The organism is Streptomyces sp. NPDC001852 (assembly GCF_042891825.1).
In the GTDB taxonomy this organism is placed as follows: Bacteria; Actinomycetota; Actinomycetes; order Streptomycetales; family Streptomycetaceae; genus Streptomyces.
Genome location: NZ_JBIATN010000016.1, coordinates 31,817 through 52,693 on the forward strand (window position 1 = coordinate 31,817; position 20,877 = coordinate 52,693).

Annotated in this window: 15 protein-coding genes; 5 read left to right on the forward strand and 10 right to left on the reverse strand. The window is 73.9% G+C overall.

Annotated features, from left to right (window positions below):
• Window position 1 precedes the first annotated feature (1 nt).
• Together ACFYZB_RS26825 and ACFYZB_RS26830 are read left to right on the forward strand one after the other, a co-directional pair.
• On the forward strand, window positions 2–763 hold the full coding sequence (locus ACFYZB_RS26825; protein WP_388763309.1) for a hypothetical protein: 762 nt from the start codon (window positions 2–4) through the stop codon (window positions 761–763).
• 347 nt (window positions 764–1,110) lie between these two features.
• Window positions 1,111–4,320, forward strand: a complete 3,210-nt coding sequence (locus tag ACFYZB_RS26830) for an SCO5717 family growth-regulating ATPase (RefSeq protein ID WP_388763121.1) — start codon at window positions 1,111–1,113, stop codon at window positions 4,318–4,320.
• Window positions 4,321–4,396: 76 nt separating this feature from the next.
• Here the strand turns inward: ACFYZB_RS26830 and ACFYZB_RS26835 are convergent, their stop codons facing one another.
• The 9 genes from ACFYZB_RS26835 to rimP form a co-directional block, all read right to left on the reverse strand.
• Entirely contained in the window at window positions 4,397–5,344 is a 948-nt protein-coding gene (locus ACFYZB_RS26835; protein WP_388763123.1) for a bifunctional riboflavin kinase/FAD synthetase, read from the reverse strand.
• Between the two features lie 164 nt (window positions 5,345–5,508).
• Complete coding sequence (locus ACFYZB_RS26840) at window positions 5,509–9,516, reverse strand: trypsin-like peptidase domain-containing protein (RefSeq protein ID WP_388763125.1); 4,008 nt, start codon at window positions 9,514–9,516, stop codon at window positions 5,509–5,511.
• 284 nt (window positions 9,517–9,800) lie between these two features.
• Window positions 9,801–10,706, reverse strand: a complete 906-nt coding sequence (gene truB / locus ACFYZB_RS26845; RefSeq protein WP_388763127.1) for a tRNA pseudouridine(55) synthase TruB — start codon at window positions 10,704–10,706, stop codon at window positions 9,801–9,803.
• A complete protein-coding gene (gene rbfA / locus ACFYZB_RS26850) occupies window positions 10,703–11,164 on the reverse strand; it encodes a 30S ribosome-binding factor RbfA (protein WP_351210736.1) in 462 nt (153 codons plus the stop codon). Before rbfA ends, truB begins: the two co-directional genes overlap by 4 nt.
• Before the next feature lie 51 nt (window positions 11,165–11,215).
• The gene (locus ACFYZB_RS26855; RefSeq protein ID WP_388763129.1) at window positions 11,216–11,509 is read right to left on the reverse strand and encodes a DUF503 domain-containing protein; all 294 of its coding nucleotides are present in this window, start codon (window positions 11,507–11,509) and stop codon (window positions 11,216–11,218) included.
• Between the two features lie 180 nt (window positions 11,510–11,689).
• Complete coding sequence (infB, locus tag ACFYZB_RS26860) at window positions 11,690–14,746, reverse strand: translation initiation factor IF-2 (RefSeq protein WP_388763131.1); 3,057 nt, start codon at window positions 14,744–14,746, stop codon at window positions 11,690–11,692.
• A 144-nt stretch (window positions 14,747–14,890) separates the two neighbouring features.
• Complete coding sequence (locus ACFYZB_RS26865; protein WP_351210740.1) at window positions 14,891–15,187, reverse strand: YlxR family protein; 297 nt, start codon at window positions 15,185–15,187, stop codon at window positions 14,891–14,893.
• Window positions 15,188–15,329: 142 nt separating this feature from the next.
• Entirely contained in the window at window positions 15,330–16,316 is a 987-nt protein-coding gene (gene nusA, locus ACFYZB_RS26870) for a transcription termination factor NusA (protein ID WP_351210742.1), read from the reverse strand.
• A 2-nt stretch (window positions 16,317–16,318) separates the two neighbouring features.
• Window positions 16,319–16,846: a ribosome maturation factor RimP gene (gene rimP, locus ACFYZB_RS26875; RefSeq protein WP_388763134.1), complete on the reverse strand. Its 528-nt coding sequence runs from the start codon at window positions 16,844–16,846 to the stop codon at window positions 16,319–16,321.
• A gap of 213 nt (window positions 16,847–17,059) precedes the next feature.
• Between rimP and ACFYZB_RS26880 the strand changes: the two genes are divergently transcribed.
• Genes ACFYZB_RS26880 through ACFYZB_RS26890 form a run of 3 tightly spaced genes read left to right on the forward strand, consistent with a single transcriptional unit; the run spans window position 17,060 to window position 19,005 of the window.
• Window positions 17,060–17,560 carry a hypothetical protein gene (locus ACFYZB_RS26880; protein WP_388763136.1) on the forward strand — a complete coding sequence of 167 codons (501 nt, stop codon included), beginning with the start codon at window positions 17,060–17,062 and terminating at the stop codon, window positions 17,558–17,560.
• The gene (locus ACFYZB_RS26885) at window positions 17,557–18,051 is read left to right on the forward strand and encodes a ferritin-like domain-containing protein (protein WP_388763137.1); all 495 of its coding nucleotides are present in this window, start codon (window positions 17,557–17,559) and stop codon (window positions 18,049–18,051) included. Before ACFYZB_RS26880 ends, ACFYZB_RS26885 begins: the two co-directional genes overlap by 4 nt.
• A 51-nt stretch (window positions 18,052–18,102) precedes the next feature.
• Window positions 18,103–19,005 (forward strand): aminoglycoside phosphotransferase family protein, encoded by a 903-nt coding sequence (locus ACFYZB_RS26890; protein ID WP_388763138.1) that lies wholly within the window; start codon window positions 18,103–18,105, stop codon window positions 19,003–19,005.
• A 127-nt stretch (window positions 19,006–19,132) separates the two neighbouring features.
• Here the strand turns inward: ACFYZB_RS26890 and ACFYZB_RS26895 are convergent, their stop codons facing one another.
• Window positions 19,133–20,839 (reverse strand): proline--tRNA ligase, encoded by a 1,707-nt coding sequence (locus ACFYZB_RS26895; RefSeq protein ID WP_388763139.1) that lies wholly within the window; start codon window positions 20,837–20,839, stop codon window positions 19,133–19,135.
• Window positions 20,840–20,877 lie beyond the last annotated feature (38 nt).

A 20,877-nucleotide genomic window follows, 5' to 3' on the forward strand; every position in this document is an offset into this window, starting at 1 on the left:
GATGTCCTCCCTGCCGGACACGGAGGCCCCGGCGGCATCCGGTCCGCGCCGGGCGGCCGAACTGCTGCGGCACGGACTGGGCCTGATCGGGCCCCGGCACGGCCGGCACGCGCTGACCGTGCAGCACCTGGACGCGCTCACGCTGCCCATCGGGGACGACGGCGTGGTGGCGGGGGTCGACGCCGAGGGCCAGCCGGCCGTACTGGGCATCAACCGGCCGACCCCGTACGACGTCGTGCTGATCGGCGGTCTGTGGACCGCGCAGGTGCTGGCGCTGCGGTCGGCGGCCACGGGCGCCCGCGTCGCGGTCGAGACCGGCCGGCCGCAGGCCTGGATGCAGATGGTGCACGCCATGGGAGGCGGGCAGAACGGGCTGTCCGTGTACGACGTCGGTCGTGTGCCGCCGCAGGGTGCCTCCGCCGGTACGCCGGTGCTGGCGGTGCGGGACTGTGGCATGCGGCCCCCGCGCGGACGCGTGGTGTCCGGGCCCTGGCAGTCGGTGCTGACCCTGCTGCCGTATCTCAGCCCGGTCGCGCCCCGGCTGCTGCGCCAGGCCCGGCTCGCCGGAATCCAGCGGGTTTCGCCGGACGAGGCCGCAGAACTGGGTCGCACCATGGGGCTGACGCGCACCGAGGTGGAGTCCCTTCCGGGACTGCCCGACGGCGTCACCCTGTGGTGCACGGATCGTGACCGGCAGTACGTGCTGACCCAACCCACGGACGCCGAGATCGGATTGTTGGGCACACCACGTCGGATGGACTGAACCGCCCGCCATGTCCTTTTTGTTCGGGGCGTGTGCATTCCGGGTTCGTCACTTGCCTGCTGATTGGTGCCCAATTCGCCGGGCAAGCCACGGGGTGGTTGCGGCAGTTCGGAGCGCCCCGTGAACCGGCGGGCACGTGCTCGGAGGCGGGCGGGCCTGCCGGGGTACGGCTCGTGGTGATTAGGCTGGGACGGGGCACGATGACACGAACCCGTGGACCGGACGTCGGCGCCCCAGGGGGAGAACCGCCGGATCGGGCTGCCCCGAACGACCACGGACGACTCGGAACGACACAACTTGGTCGCCCCGACACGGCATGAGGGTGTTCGACCACACCAGGAGGAACTGTGAACAGCGATCGGGACGGGATCCGCGGGGGCTGGGACACACCCGACGACGACCAGACCGACGCGGAGTCCGCCATCGAGATGACGGGCGAGTTCACCATCGACTACGCGCCGCCCGCCTGGTACACGCAGAACGCGCAGGGCTCGTCCGGTACGCCTGCGCCGGCTCCGGCGCCCCCGCCGACGCACGGCGCCCCCTACACCCCGCCTGCACCGCCGACCCAGGGCTCCGCCTACACCCCGCCTCCCGCGCCGGCCCAGGGCGCCCCCCACACCCCGCCTGCACCGCCGGCCCAGGGCACTCCCTATCCCCCGCCTCCCGCGCCGGCCCCGGACACGTCCTACACCCTGCCTCCGCCGGCCCAGGGCGCTCCCTACGCCGCGCCCATGCCGCCCGCGCCGCCCACGCCGCCCGTCGGGAATCCCGTACCGATGCCGCGGCTGCCCGAAGGGTTCGAGGCGCAGCAGCCGCAGGCCGCCCAACCGGCTCAGCAGGCGCAGGCCGCCCAGCAGGCGCAGCCGGAGTCTCCGGCGCCCGCCGCCGAGCCGGAGCCGAGCAACGGGGACCTGGAGAGCGGGGCCACCATGCGGTTCTCCGCCGTGGCCCTGAAGCGCGAGATCGCCGAGATCGCCGAGCGCGCCGCCGCGATCCGGAGTGGTGCCGACGACGAGGGCTCCACTGCGGGTACGGCGGGTACGGCCACGGGCTCCGCCGGTGCCGAGGGCGACGCGTCCGAGGCGTCCGCGCCGGAGGGCTCGGCCGAGGGTGCCGAGAGCGCCGAGGAGCAGTCGGACGCGGGGTCCGCGGACGTGACCTCCGGGGAGGCCGGTTCCGGGGCCGACGCCGGTTCCGGGCAGGACGCGGTTGTCTCCGCGTCCGACGCGCAGGAGGACAGCGGCGAGGGCGAGGGCGCGAGCAGGGCCCAGGTCGGCGACACGCCCGAGGGCGACGCCGGTGCCGGGACCGGTGAGACGGACGGCGCCCGGGAGGGATCCGCCGACGACGCCCAGCCCGACGACGCCGAGTCCGAGCACGCCAAGTCCGACGCCACCGAGTCCGACGACGCCGAGTCCGACGGCACGGGGACCACGGACGCGGCCGCGCAGGACGCGCAGGGCGCGGAGGACGGCGCCCGGCCGGACGGCACCGCACAGGCCGGCGCGCCCCAGGACACCGTGCCCCCCGCTCCCGTCCAGGACGCCCGGCCCGGCTGGGCGCCTCCGCCCGCGCCGCAGAGCGGGGTGCCTCCGCTGCCGCCCTCCTACCAGCCCGCGGCGCCCGCTCCGGCGGCCCAGTGGCCCGCGCAGCAGCAGCCCGGCCCGATGCCCGGCCAGCCGCAGCCGTCGGCCGCGCAGGGCCCCGGTGACGGCCCCGGCCAGCAGCCGCCCTTCCAGCCGCAAGCGCCGCAGCCCGCGCCCGCCGCCTGGAGCCGGCCGAACCCGGCACACCAGCCGAACCAGCCCGGCGTGCCCACGGCACCGCAGTCCGGTCACCCCGGCCAGGCCGGCCATCCCGGTCAGCCGAACGCTGCCGGTCAGCCGACGGCGGGCCCGGGACCGCAGCCGAGCCCGACGGGGCCCGCCGCGGCGGGTGGCTACGGCTTCCCCCCGCCCCCCGCGCCCCAGCCCAGCCCCAACGGCCCCAACGCGGCCGGTGGTTACGGCTTCCCCCATCCCGGCACCCCCAACGCCCAGCCCCAGCCCCAGCCGGGTGGTTACGGATTCCCGCCGCACCCCGCCCCCCAGCCCAGCACCCCCACCCCGCAGCCCCAGCCCCAGCCCCAGCCCGGCGGTTACGGCTTCCCCCAGCCGCCGCAGGCACCGGACGGCGCCCCGGCAGCCGGCCAGGCCCCGCAGGTCCCGCAGGCGCCGCAGGCCCCCCAGGCGCCGGTGGACCCGCGGGTCGGCGGGGCATGGCCGCAGGCCGTCCAGCACGACCAGCGGCAGCCGACCAACCCCGGCGCCGCGCCGCTCGGTTACACGGCCGCCGTGGAGCTGTCCTCGGACCGGCTGCTGAACAACAGGAAGCAGAAGGCCAAGAGCGGACGGCCCGCGGCGGCGAGCAGCCGGTTCAAGCTCGGTGGCAAGAAGGAGGAGGCCGAGCGGCAGCGCAAGCTGGAGCTGATCCGCACCCCGGTGCTGTCCTGCTACCGGATCGCGGTCATCAGCCTCAAGGGCGGCGTCGGCAAGACGACCACGACCACCGCACTCGGTTCCACCCTCGCCACCGAGCGGCAGGACAAGATCCTCGCCATCGACGCCAACCCGGACGCCGGCACCCTCGGGCGGCGGGTGCGCCGGGAGACGGGGGCCACCATCCGCGACCTCGTGCAGGCGATCCCGTACCTGAACTCCTACATGGACATCCGGCGGTTCACCTCGCAGGCGCCCTCCGGTCTGGAGATCATCGCCAACGACGTGGACCCGGCCGTCTCGACCACGTTCAACGACGAGGACTACCGGCGCGCGATCGACGTGCTCGGCCGGCAGTACCCGGTCATCCTGACCGACTCGGGCACCGGTCTGCTGTACAGCGCCATGCGCGGGGTGCTCGACCTCGCCGACCAGCTCATCATCATCTCCACACCGTCCGTGGACGGCGCGAGCAGCGCCAGTACGACGCTGGACTGGCTGTCCGCGCACGGGTACGCCGACCTGGTCTCCCGGTCCCTCACCGTGATCTCCGGGGTCCGCGAGACCGGCAAGATGATCAAGGTCGAGGACATCGTGTCCCACTTCGAGACGCGGACCCGCGGGGTCGTGGTCGTGCCCTTCGACGAACATCTGGCCGCCGGTGCCGAGGTCGACCTCGACATGATGCGGCCGCGGACGCGCGAGGCGTACTTCAACCTCGCCGCGATGGTCGCCGAGGACTTCGTACGGCACCAGCAGGCGCACGGGCTGTGGACCAGCGACGGCAACCCGCCGCCGGTGGCCGCCCCGCCGATGCCGGGCCAGCCGATGCCGGGCCAGCCCTATCCGCAGGCCCCCGGCCAGGAGCTGTACACCGGGCCGCCGCAGCCCTATCCGCCCCAGCAGGGACAGCCGCCGTACCCGCAGGCACCGGGCCAGCAGCCCTATCCGCAGGCGGCGCCCGGCCAGCAGCCGTACCCGCCGCAGCAGGGCCAGCCGCCGCAGCAGCCTGGTCAGCCGTACGGCTACCCCCAGCCGCCGCAGGGGCAGCAGCAGCCCGGCTATCCGCAGCAGTAGGCAAGCGAAGGGCGGCCGGTGCTCAGCGCACCGGCCGCCCTGTCAATTCGTGCAATGCGTGGCACCGCCGAAAGGCCTACCCCTCCGCCGCCACGATCTCGCGGCACCGCTTCACATCCGCGGCGATCTGCTCCAGCAGGGCCTCCAGCGTGTCGAACTTCGCCTGGCCGCGCACGTAGGCGAGGAAGTCGACGGCGACGTGCAGGCCGTACAGGTCGAGGCCGACGCGGTCGATGGCGTACGCCTCCACCGTGCGCTCGGTGCCGTCGAACTGCGGGTTCGTGCCGACGGAGATCGCGGCCGGCATGGCCTCGCCCTCGACGTGCAGATAGCCGGCGTACACGCCGTCGGCGGGGATGGCGGTGTGCGGGAGGGTCTCGACGTTGGCCGTCGGGAAGCCCATGTCGCGGCCGCGCTGGGCGCCGCGCACGACCACGCCCTCCACGCGGTGCGGGCGGCCCAGGATCTCACGGGCGCCCTCGACGTCGCCCTCGGCGACCAGGCGGCGGGTCAGGGTCGAGGAGAACGGCTGTCCGCCGCCCGCCTCGCCGGTGACGTACAGGTCGACGACCTCGACCTCGAAGTCGTAGATCTTGCCCTGCTCGGCGAGGAACTCCACGTTGCCGGCCGCCTTGTGGCCGAACCGGAAGTTCGGGCCCTCCACGACCGCCTTCGCGTGCAGCTTGTCCACGAGGACCTTCACCACGAACTCGGCGGGCGAGAGCTTGGAGAACTCGGTGGTGAAGGGGAGGATGAGGACCGCGTCCACGCCCAGGTCCGCCATCAGCTCGGCACGGCGGTGGTGCGGGGCCAGCAGCGGCGGGTGGCTGCCGGGGCGGACGACCTCGCTGGGATGCGGGTCGAAGGTGACGACGACGGCCGGGACGCCCAGCTCGCGGGCGCGGTCGACGGCGTGCCTGATGATCAGCTGGTGGCCGCGGTGGACGCCGTCGTAGGAACCGATGGTGACGACGCTGCGCCCCCAGTCCTGGGGGATGTCCTCCAAGCCACGCCAGCGCTGCACTGTGACCGCTCCTCGAACCCGTGTCCAAATCGACGCCTAAGACTTGCGCAGGTCTAAGGGTGCCATGCCGGGTGCCCCGGACCCGCATCGGTACCGGGGCTGTGACCGGGCGCACGTCCACCGCGCACCCGGGTGCCGGTCGGGCCCGTACGCCTCGCCGCCGGTCAGGCCGGTACGCGGACACCCGACAGGTTTTCCAGCATGCGACGGGTGCTGGGGCCCACGACGGCGGCCCATTCGTCCGGGGTGGCGGCCAGCCAGCCGGCCATCCGCGCGGCGAAGCCCGGCACGTGCCGGCCCAGATCGACCAGGCCGCGGTCGAAGCAGGTGGCGCCCTCGGGGGTGCGGACAAGGAGCAGGCCGGTGCGGTGGACGAGCCCGCGGACCTCCTCCTCCCGGCCGTCCCCTGCGTCGTGCTCGGCCACCGCGTGCAGCACAGCGTTCAGCACGGCGGGGGCCTGTTCCCGGGCGAGCAGAAGTTCCAGCAGCTCCCGGCGCAGCGGGCGGGAGGCGGGGGTGCCGTCGGCGGCGAGGACGGTGGCGAGGGCGGCGCGGAGCTGCTCGGGGGCGCCGTCGAGCAGGCCGGTGACCAGGGGCAGCAGGACGGGGCGGGCGGTGGGGCCCTGGGCGAGGCTGCGGTCGAGGTGGGCGGCGAGGAGGCCGGCGGTCTGCGGGCGCAGCCGTGCCGCCTCCTGGAGCAGGGGCGCGACGCGGCGGGCCAGGGCCGGGGTGGTGACGTCGGCGAGGGTGTGCAGCGCCTCCTCCGGGTGCGGGCCGCACAGGCGGGCGCGGAAGGCCTCCAGGACCGGCTCGGGGTGGGTGGTCAGGGCGGGGGCGAGGGCGCTCGGCGGGAACTGCGGGTCGCCGTCCGCGAAGTGCCGCAGGGCGGCGTGGAGGTGCCGGTCGCGGGTCTGCGGGTCGCGGACCAGCAGGGCGAGGGCGCCGCCGTGCAGGGCGCGGTCGGCGGGGCGGGCCAGCAGGGTGAGGGCGGCGTAGCGCAGCAGTTCGCGGTCGGCCGCCGAGCGGACGTGCGGGGCCGTGCGCAGGCCGTGGGCCACGGCCGCGGCCCGGCGGGCGGGGCGCTCGTCGTGCGCCCAGCGGTCGACCGCCCGGCACAGGGCCGACGGCTCGTCCTCGGCGAGGGTCGCGAGCAGTTCGTCGGCGCGCCGGTGCGGGCTCGCCACCAGGGTCTCGGTGAGGTCGTCGAGTGCGCCGTGCCGGTGGGTGTGCAGCAGCGCCTGCGCGGCCGTCGCGACGGTGGCGTGCGGGGTCGCGGGCAGCGGCCGTTCGTCGTCGAACCAGCACGTCAGCCGCGGCTGTACGGCGGTGGGCGCGGCCGCGAGCAGCCGGGCGACGGCGTCCAGGTAACGCTCGCCGGCCTCCGGGGGCGTCCGGTCGGCCGGCACGAGCCGACGCAGCAGATCGAGCCGCTCGGTGTCCGGGACCGGCAGTTCGGTCCAGAAGCCCGGGCCGAACTCGGCCGGCACGGGCCGCTGCGCGCGGCGCCAGGCCACGATCCGGTCGGCGAGCAGCCGCAGCACCTCGGTGTACGGCGTCGCGTCCGGGACCTCCAGCAGGGTGCGGGCGAGCAGCCGGGCGGCCCACCAGGAGCCGGGGTCGCGGTCCACGGCGTCGGTCAAATCCCGCAGCCGGGCGGCCAGTTGGTGGTCGCCGTGCTGCCGGGCGAGGAGCAGCAGGGCCTGGACGACGGGGCCGACGCGATGGTGCGGCACCGGCACGGGGGCGGTTTCGCGGTCGGACCGGGGGCGGTGGACCAGCGCGCGCAGGGCCTCGTCGAGGTCGAGGTGCATGCCCTGGATCCAGTCGGCCAGCTCCTCGTGCGCGAAGCGGTAGCCCCGGCCGGCCGGGACGAGCAGGCCCTCGGCCAGTACGGCGGACGCCCAGCCGGTGCCGCCGCCGAGTCGGTCCGGGGCGGGCCCCCAGGGGAACACCGCCTCGAACGACGCCCGGTCCAGCTCACCCTGCCCGGGCCCGAGGCTCCGCCGGGCGGCCTCGTGCACCTGCCCGGCCACGCGAGCGGCGAGCCGGCGTACGGCGGTGCCGCGCAGGCCTCTCTCCGCGGCGAGCCGTACCGCGATGCGCAGGCACATCAGGTCCAGGTGGGCGGCGAACACCTCGTGCCGGTCGACCGGCCCCGCGATGTGTGCGTCCGGGGTGGCGGCCCGGACTTCGGACAGCAGCCGGAGGGTGAGCGGATGCCGGGCGTCGCGTTCGGTCAGGGCGCCGTCGGGGATCGCGTGCCGGACACGGGCCAGACGGGCCTCGTCCGCGGTCAGATCGGGCAGGTGCAGACAGGGTGGCAGGGGTGCCGTCGGCCTGCTGGGGGCGGTGCCCGGCTCGGCGGCGTCTGCGGGGTTGACCAGGACTGCGCGGGCCGTGTCCGTGTCCGTGTCCGCGGGGGTCGGGGTGCCCGCCGGAGTGGCCGGCTCGGCAGCACCCGCCGGAGCGGCGGACGCTGCCGGTGCGGGCCGGGCGGCCGCAGCCACGGCAGTCCCCGGCCCTGCAGGGCCGGCCGGAGCCATGGGACCCGTAGGGGCGGCCGCAGCCATGGAACCGGTGCGGGCGGCCGCAGCCACTCCGATGGGGGCGGCGGGAGCCACAGGCCCGGAAGGGGCGTCCGGCGCAGCGGCACCGAGGCAAGCGCCGGGAGCCACGGGACCGGAGGAGGCGCCCGCAGCCACCGAAGCAGCGGGAGCACCCGGAGCCGCGGATCCGGCTGAAGCGACGGAAGCCGCACAACAGGCCGGGGTCGGCGGGGTCGTCGCCATGGGGGACGTCGGCGTGTGGAGCAGCTCGGCGGGGAATTCCGCTCCTGCCCGCTCCCAGTACTCCTCGCGGCAGGCCACCACCAGGCGTGCTCCGGTCCGGCGCAGCCAGGTGGCCGTTCCCCCGGTCCACTCGGGGAGGCGGTGGGCGAGGACGGGGGGCATCTCCTCGGGGCCGTCCAGGAGGAGCAGGAGCGGGCGGCCGGCCCGGGCGGCGAGGTGGGCCAGGTGTTCGGGGGTGAGGTCGCCCAGGGATTCGGGGCGGACGGCGCGGGCGGCGGCGACGATCCTGGCGGCCCGTTCCAGGGTGCGGCGGGCCGCGTCGGCCACCGAGTCGTCGGCATCCTCCAGGTCGGCGCCGCGCAGCCACAGCGTCGGGGCCGGCCACTCGCCGCGGGCCCGGCGGGCGGCGAGGGCCGCGAGCGCCGTCGTACGGCCGCTGCCCGGGGCGCCGACGAGCCCGAGCACGGCCCGCTCGCCGTCCGTGAAGGCGGCCAACTCCCGTGCGACGTCGTGCCGTTCGACCGGTTCCACGGCCCCGGCGAGCAGGCCCTGCGGCCCGTCCTGGCCGACCGAGGTGGCGGTCAGCTGCAGGATCCCGGCGAGGTTGAGGTCGGCGCCGTAGGCGGGCACGGTGGCCGCGTTGCGGGCGAGCAGCTCGCCGAGGGGGCCGTCGGCGGGCCGCAGCGGCAGCGCGAAGCCCGTGTCGCGCTGCGCGGAGTGCAGGGCGGTGCCGAGGACGCCGATCACCGCGCCGGTGTCCGTGTCGAGCACGGGTCCCCCGGCCGCACCGCCGCCCAGCCGCAGCGCGTCCTGGCCGGCGGTGCCGATGGCCAGTTCCAGCGCGTCCTGGAGGAGATGGAAGCGGTCGGTGGCGGTGTACGTCACCTCGGTGGAGGCCAGCACCCGCGCCTGACGCCAGCAGCCCGCGGGGACCCGTACATAGGTTCCGGCGTCGATCCGCTCCCGGACGGTCAGCGGCAGCGGGTCGAGGCCCAGTCCCTCGGTGCGGACCAGGGCCAGGTCGCGCTCGGGCAGCGGGGTGACGGCGTCCGCGGCGACCACACAGGTGCGGTCGCCGCCGGCGACCTGCAGCACGAGCCGGGGCAGGCCGTCGACCGCCTCGTGGCTGGTGAGCAGGGTGCCCCGGTGATCGGCGAGGAAGCCGACGCCCCGGGGCCGGCCGGCGAGGTCGCGGACCTGGACGAGTGCGGGGTCGGGGCGGGGGCCGTCGTCCTGCGTGCCCGGCGCGGCCGTGGGGTCCGACAGACCCTCCGCGCGGTGTGAGAAGCCTGCGGTGCCACCGATGTCACCGATGCCAGTGGTACCTGTGGTGTAGCTGGTGGCGTCGGCGCCCCTGTCGGTGCGCGGGCCCCGTCCCGCCATGGCCGTACCTCCCCGCCGAGCTCGCACGCCCGTCTTCCGTCGCGCTGTTGTCGACGGTAGGCGTGCGGTGATCGGCGGGACAGATCGTGTGGCGAACGCGCCCCCTTCCGCTCCCCCGGTTCACTCCGAGCGCCTGCCCGGTCGGGTGAATAGCCGGGTGCCGCTGGATAACCCTAGGGGTGGGGGAACCGAGGGGGGATCGTGGAGCGGCGGCAGGGGCCCGCCCCGTGGCCGGCCGCCGCTCCACGGGCAGACCCTGCGCGCTCGGTTCAGCCGCGGTCGGCTCAGCCGAAGACGGCCAGGCTCTTGGCCTTGCCCTTGTGGTGTTCGACCAGCGCGAGGAAGCGTCCCTCGGGGTCGAAGACGGCGACGGGACCGGCGCCCGCGTACTCGTCGGGCATCTCCAGCCGGACGCCGTTGAGCAACAGCCGGGCGCGCCGGTCGTCCACCTGCCAGCGGCGGAACGCGGCCGCGGCGGCATCCGCGATGGGCATCACGGTGAGCTCCTGCTGGAGCTGGTCCAGCGTCCTCGCCGTATCGATCTTGTACGGCCCGACGCGCGTCCGGCGCAGTGCGGTGAGGTGGCCGCCGACGCCGAGGTCGGCGCCCAGGTCACGGGCGAGGGCGCGGATGTAGGTGCCGGAGGAGCAGACGACCGAGACGATCAGGTCGAGGACCTGGGTGCCGTCGTCGGTCACGGCGTCCCGGACGTCGTACACCGTGAAGGAGGAGACCGTCACCGGACGGGCGGGGATCTCGAAGTCCTCGCCTTCGCGGGCCCGCTTGTACGACCGCACGCCGTCGATCTTGATGGCGCTGACCTTGGACGGCACCTGCATGATGTCGCCGGTCAGCTTGGCGATGCCGGCGTCGATGGCGTCCCGGGTCACCTTGGAGGCGTCGGTGGACGAGGTGATGTCGCCCTCGGCGTCGTCGGTGATCGTGTTCTGGCCCAGGCGGATGGTGCCCAGGTACTCCTTCTCGGTGAGGGCGAGGTGCCCGAGGAGCTTGGTGGCGCGTTCGACGCCGAGGACCAGCACGCCGGTCGCCATCGGGTCGAGGGTGCCCGCGTGGCCGACCCGGCGGGTCCTTGCGATGCCGCGCATCTTGGCGACCACGTCGTGCGAAGTGAAGCCCGACGGCTTGTCGACGATGACGAGGCCGTCGGGCGTGGTGTGCTTCTGGGTCATTCCGCGGCGTCGCCGTCCGTCTCGGTCGTGTCGTCCTCGGCCGGCTTGCGGTACGGGTCCGCACCGCCCGCGTAAGCGGCGCCCGCGGAGGCCTCGCGGACCTTCGCGTCGGACTGCCGCGCCTTGTCGAGGAGGTCCTCGATGGTCCGGGCGGTGTCCGGGAGGGCGTCCGCGACGAAGGACAGGGTCGGCGTGAACTTCACCCCGGCGGCGCGGCCGACCTCGGAGCGCAGGATGCCCTTGGCGCTCTCCAGGCCCGCCGCGGCGGCCTTCCGCTCCTCGTCGTCGCCGTAGACCGTGTAGAAGACGGTCGCCTCCCGCAGGTCACCCGTGACCCGGGTGTCCGTGATGGTGACGTGCGAGCCGAGCCGCGGGTCCTTGATCCCGCGCTGCAGCTTCTGGGCCACCACCTCCCGGATGAGGTCCGCCAGCCTTTTCGCCCGCGCGTTGTCGGCCACTGGTCCGTCTCCCGTTCTTTCTTCTGCTTGCGTTGGTGTTGGGTCTGGTCGTCAGTCGTCTTCGCCGTGGAAGCGCCGTCGTACGGACAGCAGCTCCACCTCGGGGCGGGCGGCGACCAGCCGTTCGCACCGGTCCAGTACGTCGGTGAGGTGCGCCGCGTCGCCGGAGACCAGGGCGAGGCCGATGACCGCTCGCCGGTGGAGGTCCATGTGGTCCACCTCGGCCGCGCTCACCGCGTACTTGCGCCGGAGTTCGGCGACGATCGGGCGGACGACGGAGCGCTTCTCCTTCAGCGAGTGGACGTCGCCGAGGAGGAGGTCGAAGGACAGAGTCCCCACGTACATGTTGTGTGCCGGGTCTACCCGCCGGTACGGGATCGATGGCCCCGGGCCCGTGTGGGCCGGGGACACCAAAAGGTTACGCGAACCTGCGCGGTCGCTCGACGGGGTTTTCGTGGCCCCGGCAACGGCCAGCTGGCCGGCGGGACCGAGGTCCCGCCGGCCAGCTTCAGGTACCGCCGGCCCTTACGCCCGCGGCTTCTCCCGCATCTCGTACGTCGCGATGACGTCGTCGACCTTGATGTCGTTGAAGTTGCCGAGGTTGATACCGCCCTCGAACCCTTCGCGGATCTCGGTGACGTCGTCCTTGAAGCGACGCAGGCCCTCGATGTTGAGGTTCTCCGCGACCACCTTGCCGTCGCGGATGAGGCGGGCCTTGGTGTTGCGGCGCACCTCGCCGGACCGGATGAGCACACCGGCGATGTTGCCCAGCTTGGACGACTTGAAGACCTCGCGGATCTCCGCCGTACCCAGCTCGACCTCTTCGAACTCCGGCTTGAGCATGCCCTTGAGGGCCGCCTCGATCTCCTCGATCGCCTGGTAGATGACCGAGTAGTACCGGACGTCCACACCCTCGCGCTCGGCCATCTGCGCCGCGCGGCCGGCCGCACGGACGTTGAAGCCGATCACGATGGCGTCGGAGCCCATCGCCAGGTCGATGTCGGACTCCGTGACCGCACCGACGCCGCGGTGCAGGACGCGGATGTCGACCTCTTCGCCGACGTCCAGCTGGAGCAGGGAGGACTCCAGGGCCTCGACGGAACCGGAAGCGTCACCCTTGATGATCAGGTTCAGCTGCTGGACCTCGCCGGCCTTGAGCACCTTGTCCAGGTCCTCCAGGGACACGCGGCGCGTGCGCTTGGCGAACGCGGCGTTGCGCTCGCGGGCGGCGCGCTTCTCGGCGATCTGACGGGCCGTACGGTCCTCGTCGACCACCAGGAAGTTGTCACCCGCACCCGGGACGTTGGTCAGGCCCAGGACCTGGACCGGCGTCGACGGGCCGGCCTCGGCCACGTTGTTGCCGTTGTCGTCGAGCATGGCGCGGACGCGGCCGTAGGCGTCGCCCACCACCATCGTGTCACCGACCCGCAGCGTGCCTCGCTGGACGAGGACCGTCGCCACGGCACCACGGCCGCGGTCGAGACGGGACTCGATCGAGATGCCCTGCGCGTCCTGGGCCGGGTTGGCCCGCAGGTCGAGCGAGGCGTCGGCCGTGAGGATCACGGCCTCCAGCAGCGAGTCGATGTGCAGACCCTGCTTGGCGGAGATGTCGACGAACATGGTGTCGCCGCCGTACTCCTCGGCCACCAGGCCGTACTCGGTCAGCTGACCGCGCACCTTGGTCGGGTCGGCACCCTCGACGTCGATCTTGTTGACCGCGACGACGATCGGCACGTCGGCCGCCTTGGCGTGGTTGAGCGCCTCGACCGTCTGCGGCATGACGCCGTCGTTGGCCGCGACGACCAGGATCGCGATGTCGGTCGACTTCGCACCACGGGCACGCATGGCGGTGAACGCCTCGTGACCCGGGGTGTCGATGAAGGTGATCTTGCGCTCTTCGTCGTTGACCTCGGTCGCGACCTGGTAGGCACCGATGTGCTGGGTGATGCCACCGGCCTCGCCCGCGATGACGTTCGTCTTGCGGATCGCGTCGAGCAGTCGGGTCTTGCCGTGGTCGACGTGACCCATGACGGTGACGACCGGCGGACGGACCACCAGGTCCTCCTCGTCGCCCTCGTCCTCGCCGAACTCGATGTCGAAGGACTCGAGCAGCTCGCGGTCCTCCTCCTCCGGGCTGACGATCTGAACCGCGTAGTTCATCTCGTCGGCGAGGAGCTGCAGCGTCTCGTCGGAGACGGACTGCGTCGCGGTGACCATCTCGCCGAGGTTCATCATGACCGCGACGAGCGACGCCGGGTTGGCGTTGATCTTCTCCGCGAAGTCGGTGAGCGACGCGCCGCGGGAGAGACGGATGGTCTCGCCGTTGCCGCGCGGCAGCATCACGCCGCCGACGCTCGGGGCCTGCATGGCCTCGTACTCCTGGCGCCTCTGCCGCTTCGACTTGCGGCCACGACGCGCGGGACCGCCGGGACGGCCGAAGGCGCCCTGCGTGCCACCGCGGCCACCGGGACCGCCGGGACGGCCACCGAAGCCGGGACGGCCACCGCCGCCACCGCCGGGACCACCCGGACGGCCGGCGAAGCCGCCGCCACCGCCGCCGCCACCGGGACGACCGGCGAAGCCGCCGCCACCGCCGCCGCCACCGGGACGACCGGCGAAGCCGCCGCCCGGACGACCGCCGCCGCCACCGGGACGACCGCCGGCACCGGGACCGCGGCCGCCGGGGCCACCGCCGCCGGGACGCGGGCCGGCAGCGGGACGCTGCGGCATCATGCCGGGGTTCGGGCGCGGACCGGCCGGGCCGGGACGCGGACCGCCCTGCGGCCGGGGCATGCCGGCCGGGCTCGGACGGGAACCGCCGGGAGCCTGAGGACGCGGACCGCCGCCCTGGGCGCCGGGCGCCTGCGGACGGGGAGCGCCGCCGGGGCCGCCGGGGCCGGGACGCGCGCCGCCCTGCGGGCGCGGGGCCTGCGGACGGGCCATGCCGGTGGACCCACCGGAGGTGAAGGGGTTGTTGCCCGGACGCGGACCGGCCGGACGGGCACCCGGACGCGGGGCCTGGCCACCGGCACGCGGGGCACCCTGGCCCGGACGGGCCTGGCCCTGGCCGGGACCACCCGGACGTCCGCCGCCGGGCTTCGGGGCACCCGGACGGGCGCCGGGACGCGGACCCTGAGCGGCCGGAGCCTGCGGGGCCTGGGCGGCCGGCGGAGCGGTGAACTCCGGGGCGGCCGGAGCCGGACGCGGCGCCGGCTTCGGACCCGGCACCGGACGCGGGCCCGGGGCCGGCGCGGCGGGAGCCGACGGGGCGGCCGGCTGCTGGGCAGCAGGCGCCGTCGGGGGCTTGGGGGCTGCCGGCCTCGGGGCCGGGGCAGCAGGACGAGCCGCCTGCGCCGGAGAGGGCGCGGCGGGCCTGGGGGCGGCCTTGCGCGGGGCGGGCTTGCCGGCGGACTTGCCGTTGCCACCGCCCTGGAAGGCGTCGGTCAGCTTGCGTACTACGGGCGCTTCGATGGTCGAAGACGCCGAACGGACGAATTCACCGAGCTCCTGGAGCTTGGCCATGACGACCTTGCTCTCAACGCCGAACTCCTTGGCGAGTTCGTAGACCCGGACCTTAGCCACTTCGCTCCTTTGAGGTCCGGGTGAAGCCGGACCGTCGCTAGTTCATGGGCGTACTCATCGCGTACTCATCGAGTGCTCATCGCAATCTCGACCTGCTTTCGACTCGCGAGGTACCAGGCCGCACGGGGTTCCGTACGGCATGTCTTACGGTGTTGCCTGCTCGGCAACTGTTGTCTGCTCGACGTAATGGCGCAACGCCTTTGTGTCGAGCGGCCCCGGGGCGCGCAGTGCCCGCGGGAACGCCCGGCGGCGTACCGCCTGGTCGAGACAGACCAGGGCGGGGTGTACATAGGCACCCCGGCCGGGCAGCGTACCGCGAGGATCGGGGGCGCATGCGTCCTCGATCTTCACGATCCGCAGTAGATCGTTCTTGGCCGCCCGCTCCCGGCACCCCACACAGGTGCGTTCAGGGCATGCTCCGGCGTGCGTCCGGCCAGACACAGTTAAGTCTACCTCCCCGCACCGACCTCACCCCTTCGGGGCAAAGATCGAACGGCTGTTGTCGTAAACGAAGCGACCTGCGGCTTGGAACTATTCCCGGGGTCACCAGGTCACCTCGGCGTCACCCTTCGTTACAGGAGCGTTACTCGGCGACCTGTTCGGTGTCGGGCCGGATGTCGATCCGCCAGCCGGTGAGCCGGGCGGCGAGGCGGGCGTTCTGCCCCTCCTTGCCGATCGCGAGCGACAGCTGGTAGTCCGGCACGGTGACCCGGGCGGAGCGGGAGGCGAGGTCGACGACCTCCACCTTGCTCACCCGAGCGGGTGACAGGGCGTTCGCCACCATCTCAGCCGGGTCGTCCGACCAGTCGACGATGTCGATCTTCTCGCCGTTCAGCTCGCCCATCACGTTGCGCACCCGGCCGCCCATGGGGCCGATGCAGGCGCCCTTGGCGTTCAGGCCCGAACGGGTGGACCGTACGGCGATCTTGGTCCTGTGACCGGCCTCACGGGCGATCGCGGCGATCTCCACCGAGCCGTCGGCGATCTCCGGCACCTCCAGGGCGAAGAGCTTCTTCACCAGGTTGGGGTGCGTACGGGAGAGGGTGACCGACGGTCCGCGCACACCCTTGGCCACGCGGACGACGTACGACCGAAGGCGCATGCCGTGCGGGTAGGTCTCGCCCGGCACCTGCTCCTGCACCGGCAGGATGGCCTCCAGCTTGCCGATGTCCACCAGCACGTTCTTGGGGTCGCGGCCCTGCTGGACCACGCCGGTGACGATGTCGCCCTCGCGGCCGGCGTACTCGCCGAGCGTCGCGTCGTCCTCGGCGTCACGCAGCCGCTGCAGGATGACCTGCTTGGCGGTGGTGGCGGCGATCCGCCCGAAGCCCGACGGGGTGTCGTCGAACTCGCGGGCCTCCTGCCCCTCTTCGAGGTCCTCGGGGTCCTCCTTCGCCCACACGGTCACATGCCCGGTCTCCCGGTTGAGCTCCACGCGCGCGTGTCGGCGGCTTCCCTCGGTGCGGTGGTAGGCGATGAGGAGGGCCGACTCGATCGCCTCGACCAGCAGGTCGAAGGAGATCTCCTTCTCCCTGACCAAGCCCCGCAGGGCGCTCATGTCGATGTCCACGGCTACGCCTCCTCCTCTTCCTTCATGTCCTTCTCGGCCTTGTCGGCCTTGTCTTCCTTGCGGCTGAACTCGACCTGCACGCGCGCCTTGGCGATCTCCGGGAAACCGAGCCTGCGGGTGGTGGCCTTGCGCCCCTTCACCCCGGGCACCTCGAGCTCGAGGCCCTCGTCGTCGACGTTCAGGATCCTGGCGACCAGCTCGCCGCCCTCGGTCAGCTGGAACTTCACGAGCCGGTCGGTGGCGCGCACGAAGTGCCGGTGCTCGGTGAGAAGGCGCTCCGCGCCGGGGGTTCCGACCTCCAGGTCGTACGCCGCGTCGCCCATCGCGTTGGTCTCGTCGAGCTTCGCCGAGAGCGCACGGCTCACATCGGCGATGGCATCCAGATCCGCTCCGGTGTCGGAGTCGACGACCACGCGCAGCACCCGCTTGCGTCCGACGGAGTCCACGGCGATCTCTTCGAGATCCAGCCCCTGGGAGGTGACGAGCGGTTCCAGCAGCTCTCGCAGCCTCTCGCTCTGGGTGGTGCTCATCCGGGTGACTCCTCGGCCGCGTGTGCTGTTGTGGGATGGGTCGCGTGTCTGGTCAAAGGGTATCGCCTCCGGCGGGGGGCGGTTCGCATGCGAGGTCGGGCGGGTGCGCTGAGCCGGTGATATGAGGCGAGGGGATGCGCGGGTACCGTGATCACGGCGGGGCGGTATGAAAGCCCGCCCGTGTGTTCGTACGAGCTCCCCGAGGACGTCAGCGTGCCGTACCCCCCACCCCTGCGCCCTTCGGGGCCGCGTAGAAGATCCCTGCTCGCCTCGGCCGCCGGTGCCGCTCTGCTGGTGGGCTGCACGGCCGATCCGGACCCCGGTGGTGGCTCCTCGGCGACGGAGCGGGCACGCGCGCGTGCGGCGCGGGACAGCCGGGACCTGCTCGCCCGGTACGACGCCGTGCTCGCCGTGCACCCCGGCCTGGCGGAGCGGCTGAGCCCGCTGCGCGCCCAGGTCGCGGCCCACGCCGCGGCCTTCGCGGACGGTACGACGCCCACGCCCGTGAGGTCCTCGGCCTCCCCGTCCGCCGCTCCGGCCGTGCCGGCCACCGAGAAGGCCGCCCTCGCCGGCCTGGCCGCCGCCGAGCGCGGCCTCGCCGACCGGCGTGCCAAGGCCCTGCCCGCGGTGCCGGGCGAACTCGCGCGGCTGCTGGCGTCGGTGGCGGCGGCCGGGGCCGCGCACGCGTACCTGCTGACGGAGGGGGCGAAGTGAGCGACGAGGCGAAGTCGGCCGAACTGGCGGCGCTGCAGGCGGCACTGGCGGCGGAGCACGCGGCGGTGTACGGGTACGGCGTCGTCGGCGGCAGGATCAGCGCGGCGCGCCGGCCCGAGGCGCGGTCGGCGTACGACGCGCACCGGGCGCGCCGGGACGCACTGATCCGCGAGGTCCGCGACCTGGGCGGACAGCCGGTCGCCGCGAACGCCGGGTACGCGCTGCCGTTCCCGGTGCCGGACTCTCCCGCCGCCGTGCGGCTCGCCGCCCGGCTGGAGGAGCGGGTCGCCGGTGTCTACGCGGACCTGGTGCGGGCCGCGACGGGCGCGCGGCGCGGCGCCGCCGCCGCCGCGCTGCGGGAGGCCGCGGTGCGCGCAGTGCGCTGGAGCGGGGAGAGCGTAGCCTTCCCTGGGCTCGCCGAGCGGTCCTCCGGTGCAGGGACCGGCGCGGCCGGTACGACACCGTCGGCCACTGCCTCGGTGTCCCCGTGACCGCGTAGCCGCCCCTACGACTGGACCGGACTGGAAAGGAACGACTCGCGCATGGCTTTCGAACCGCCGCCGCGCCTGGTACGGGCGCTCGGTGAGACGGCACCGGCCGGGGACGACTGGCTCGCGGAGTTGCCCGCGGCTGCCGAACGGGCCGTTGCCAGGCGCGAGTTGACCGTGGAACGGGTTCAGGTGCCGGGCGGCCGCAGCAGCCTCGTGGTGCTGGTGCGGCGGGCCGACGGCACCCCGGCCGTGCTGAAGCTGGCCCCGTCGCGGGCCCGTCCGGAGAGCGAGCGGGCGGCACTGGCGCACTGGGGCGGGCTGGGCGCCGTACAGCTGCTGGAAACCGGCGCGGAGGACGGTGTGCTGCTGCTGGAGCGGCTGCACCCGGATGTGTCCGTGCGGTCGCTGCCGGAGGCGAAGGCGCTGCTGGAGGCCGCGGGCACGCTGCGGCGGCTGTGGGTGGACCCGCCAGCCGGTCATGCCTTCGAGACCGTCGCCGAGCGCACGGGACGCCAGGCGTCGGCGATGCGGGCGGGCGCGGAGGCCGACCCCGAGGTGGCGCCGCTGGTCGACGCGGCGCTCACCGCCCGCGAGGAGCTGCTGGCGGCGCCGCCCGAACACCGGTTGCTGCACGGTACGTTCCGGCAGAGCAAGGTGCTGGCCGGGGAGCGGATGCCGTGGCTCGCAGTGGGCCCGGACCCGGTGGTCGGTGAGTGCGCGTTCGATCTGGCACGGCTGGTGCGGGACCGGGTGGAGGACCTGATCGCGGCACCGGCGGGCGCGGCGACGACCCGGCGGCGCATCAAGCGGCTCGCCGAGTCGCTGGAGGTGGACCAGGACAGGTTGCGGGGGTGGACGTTGTTCCGTGCGGTGGAGTCCGGCGTACGGGCCGGACGCGTCGGCCGTGAGAAGGACGCGGAGCTCCTGCTGGAGTTCGCGAGCTGGCTCGGCTGATCCCTGCTGGAGTTCATGGGTCGGCTCGGCTGACCCCGGGCCCCGACGGCACCGTGCCGCCCATGCCGAACCGGCCCGCTCGTGTGTGTGAGCGGGCCGGTTCGGTGGTCCTGAGGTCGGGCGGCGGTCAGACCGCCGTCAGGCGGGCGAGCGCGTCCTCGACGGATCGTTCCTCGCGCTCGCCGGTCTTGCGGTCCTTCAGTTCCAGGACGCCCTCGCCGGAGCGGCGGCCGGCGACCAGGATCTGCGGGACACCGATCAGCTCGGCGTCGGTGAACTTCACGCCCGGGGAGACGCCGGCCCGGTCGTCGACCAGGACCCGGACGCCCGCGGCGGCCAGCTTCTCGGCGACGTCGAGGGCCAGCTCGGTCTGCAGCGCCTTGCCGGCGGCGACCACGTGCACGTCGGCCGGGGCGACCTCCTTGGGCCACACCAGGCCCTTGTCGTCGGCGCTCTGCTCGGCGATGGCCGCGACCGCGCGGGAGACGCCGATGCCGTAGGAGCCCATGGTGACGCGGACCGGCTTGCCGTTCTGGCCGAGGACGTCGAGCTTGAGGGCGTCGGTGTACTTGCGGCCCAGCTGGAAGATGTGGCCGATCTCGATGGCGCGGTCCAGCTTCAGGCCGGTGCCGCACTTGGGGCAGGGGTCGCCCTCCTGCACCACGACGACGTCCACGTACGCGTCGGCCTCGAAGTCACGGCCGGCGACGACGTTCCTGGCGTGGGTCTGGTCCTTGTTGGCGCCGGTGATCCAGGAGGTTCCGGGAGCCACGCGCGGGTCGGCGATGTAGGTGACCTTCTCGCCCAGGCCCTGCGGGCCGACGTAGCCGCGGACCAGGTCGGGGCGGCCGGCGAAGTCCGCCTCGGTGACCATCTCCACGACCGCCGGGGCGAAGTGCGCCTCGACCTTGCCCAGGTCGACCTCGCGGTCGCCGGGCACGCCGACGGCGACGATCTCGCCGTCCACCTTGACCAGCAGGTTCTTCAGCGTGGCGGAGGCGGGGACGCCGAGGGAGGCGGCCAGGGTCTCGATGGTCGGGGTGTCCGGGGTGGGGATCTCCTCCAGCGCGGGCACGTCCGAGGCGTCGACCGGCTTGAGGGCGTAGGTGATCGCCTCCGTGTTGGCGGCGAAGTCGCAGTTCGGGCAGTCCGCGAAGGTGTCCTCGCCGGCCTCGGCCGGGGCCAGGAACTCCTCCGACTTCGAGCCGCCCATCGCGCCGGCGGTGGCCGCGCAGATGCGGTAGTCGAGGCCGAGGCGCTCGAAGATGCGCCGGTAGGCCTCGCGGTGCAGGGCGTAGGACTGCGCGAGCCCCTCGTCCGCCAGGTCGAAGGAGTACGAGTCCTTCATCAGGAACTCGCGGCCGCGCAGGATGCCGGCGCGGGGGCGCGCCTCGTCCCGGAACTTGGTCTGGATCTGGTACAGGATGACCGGCAGGTCCTTGTAGGACGTGCACTGGTCCTTGACCAGGAGGGTGAAGATCTCCTCGTGGGTGGGGCCGAGGAGGTAGTCGCCGCCCTTGCGGTCCTTCAGGCGGAACAGCTCCTGGCCGTACTCGTCCCAGCGGCCGGTCGCGTCGTAGGGCTCGCGGGGCAGCAGGGCGGGGAGGGTGACCTCCTGGGCGCCGATGGCGTCCATCTCCTCGCGGACGATCCGCTCGACGTTGGAGAGGACCTTCTTGCCGAGGGGCAGCCAGCTCCAGATGCCGGCGGCCGTGCGGCGGACGTAACCCGCGCGGACGAGGAGCTTGTGGCTGAGGACCTCGGCGTCCGCCGGGTCGTCGCGCAGCGTCTTCGCCATCAACTGGGACATGCGCTGGACCGGTGCGTTGGCCATGGTTCTCGTACTCCTGCCGGGTAAGGGTGATGGCATAG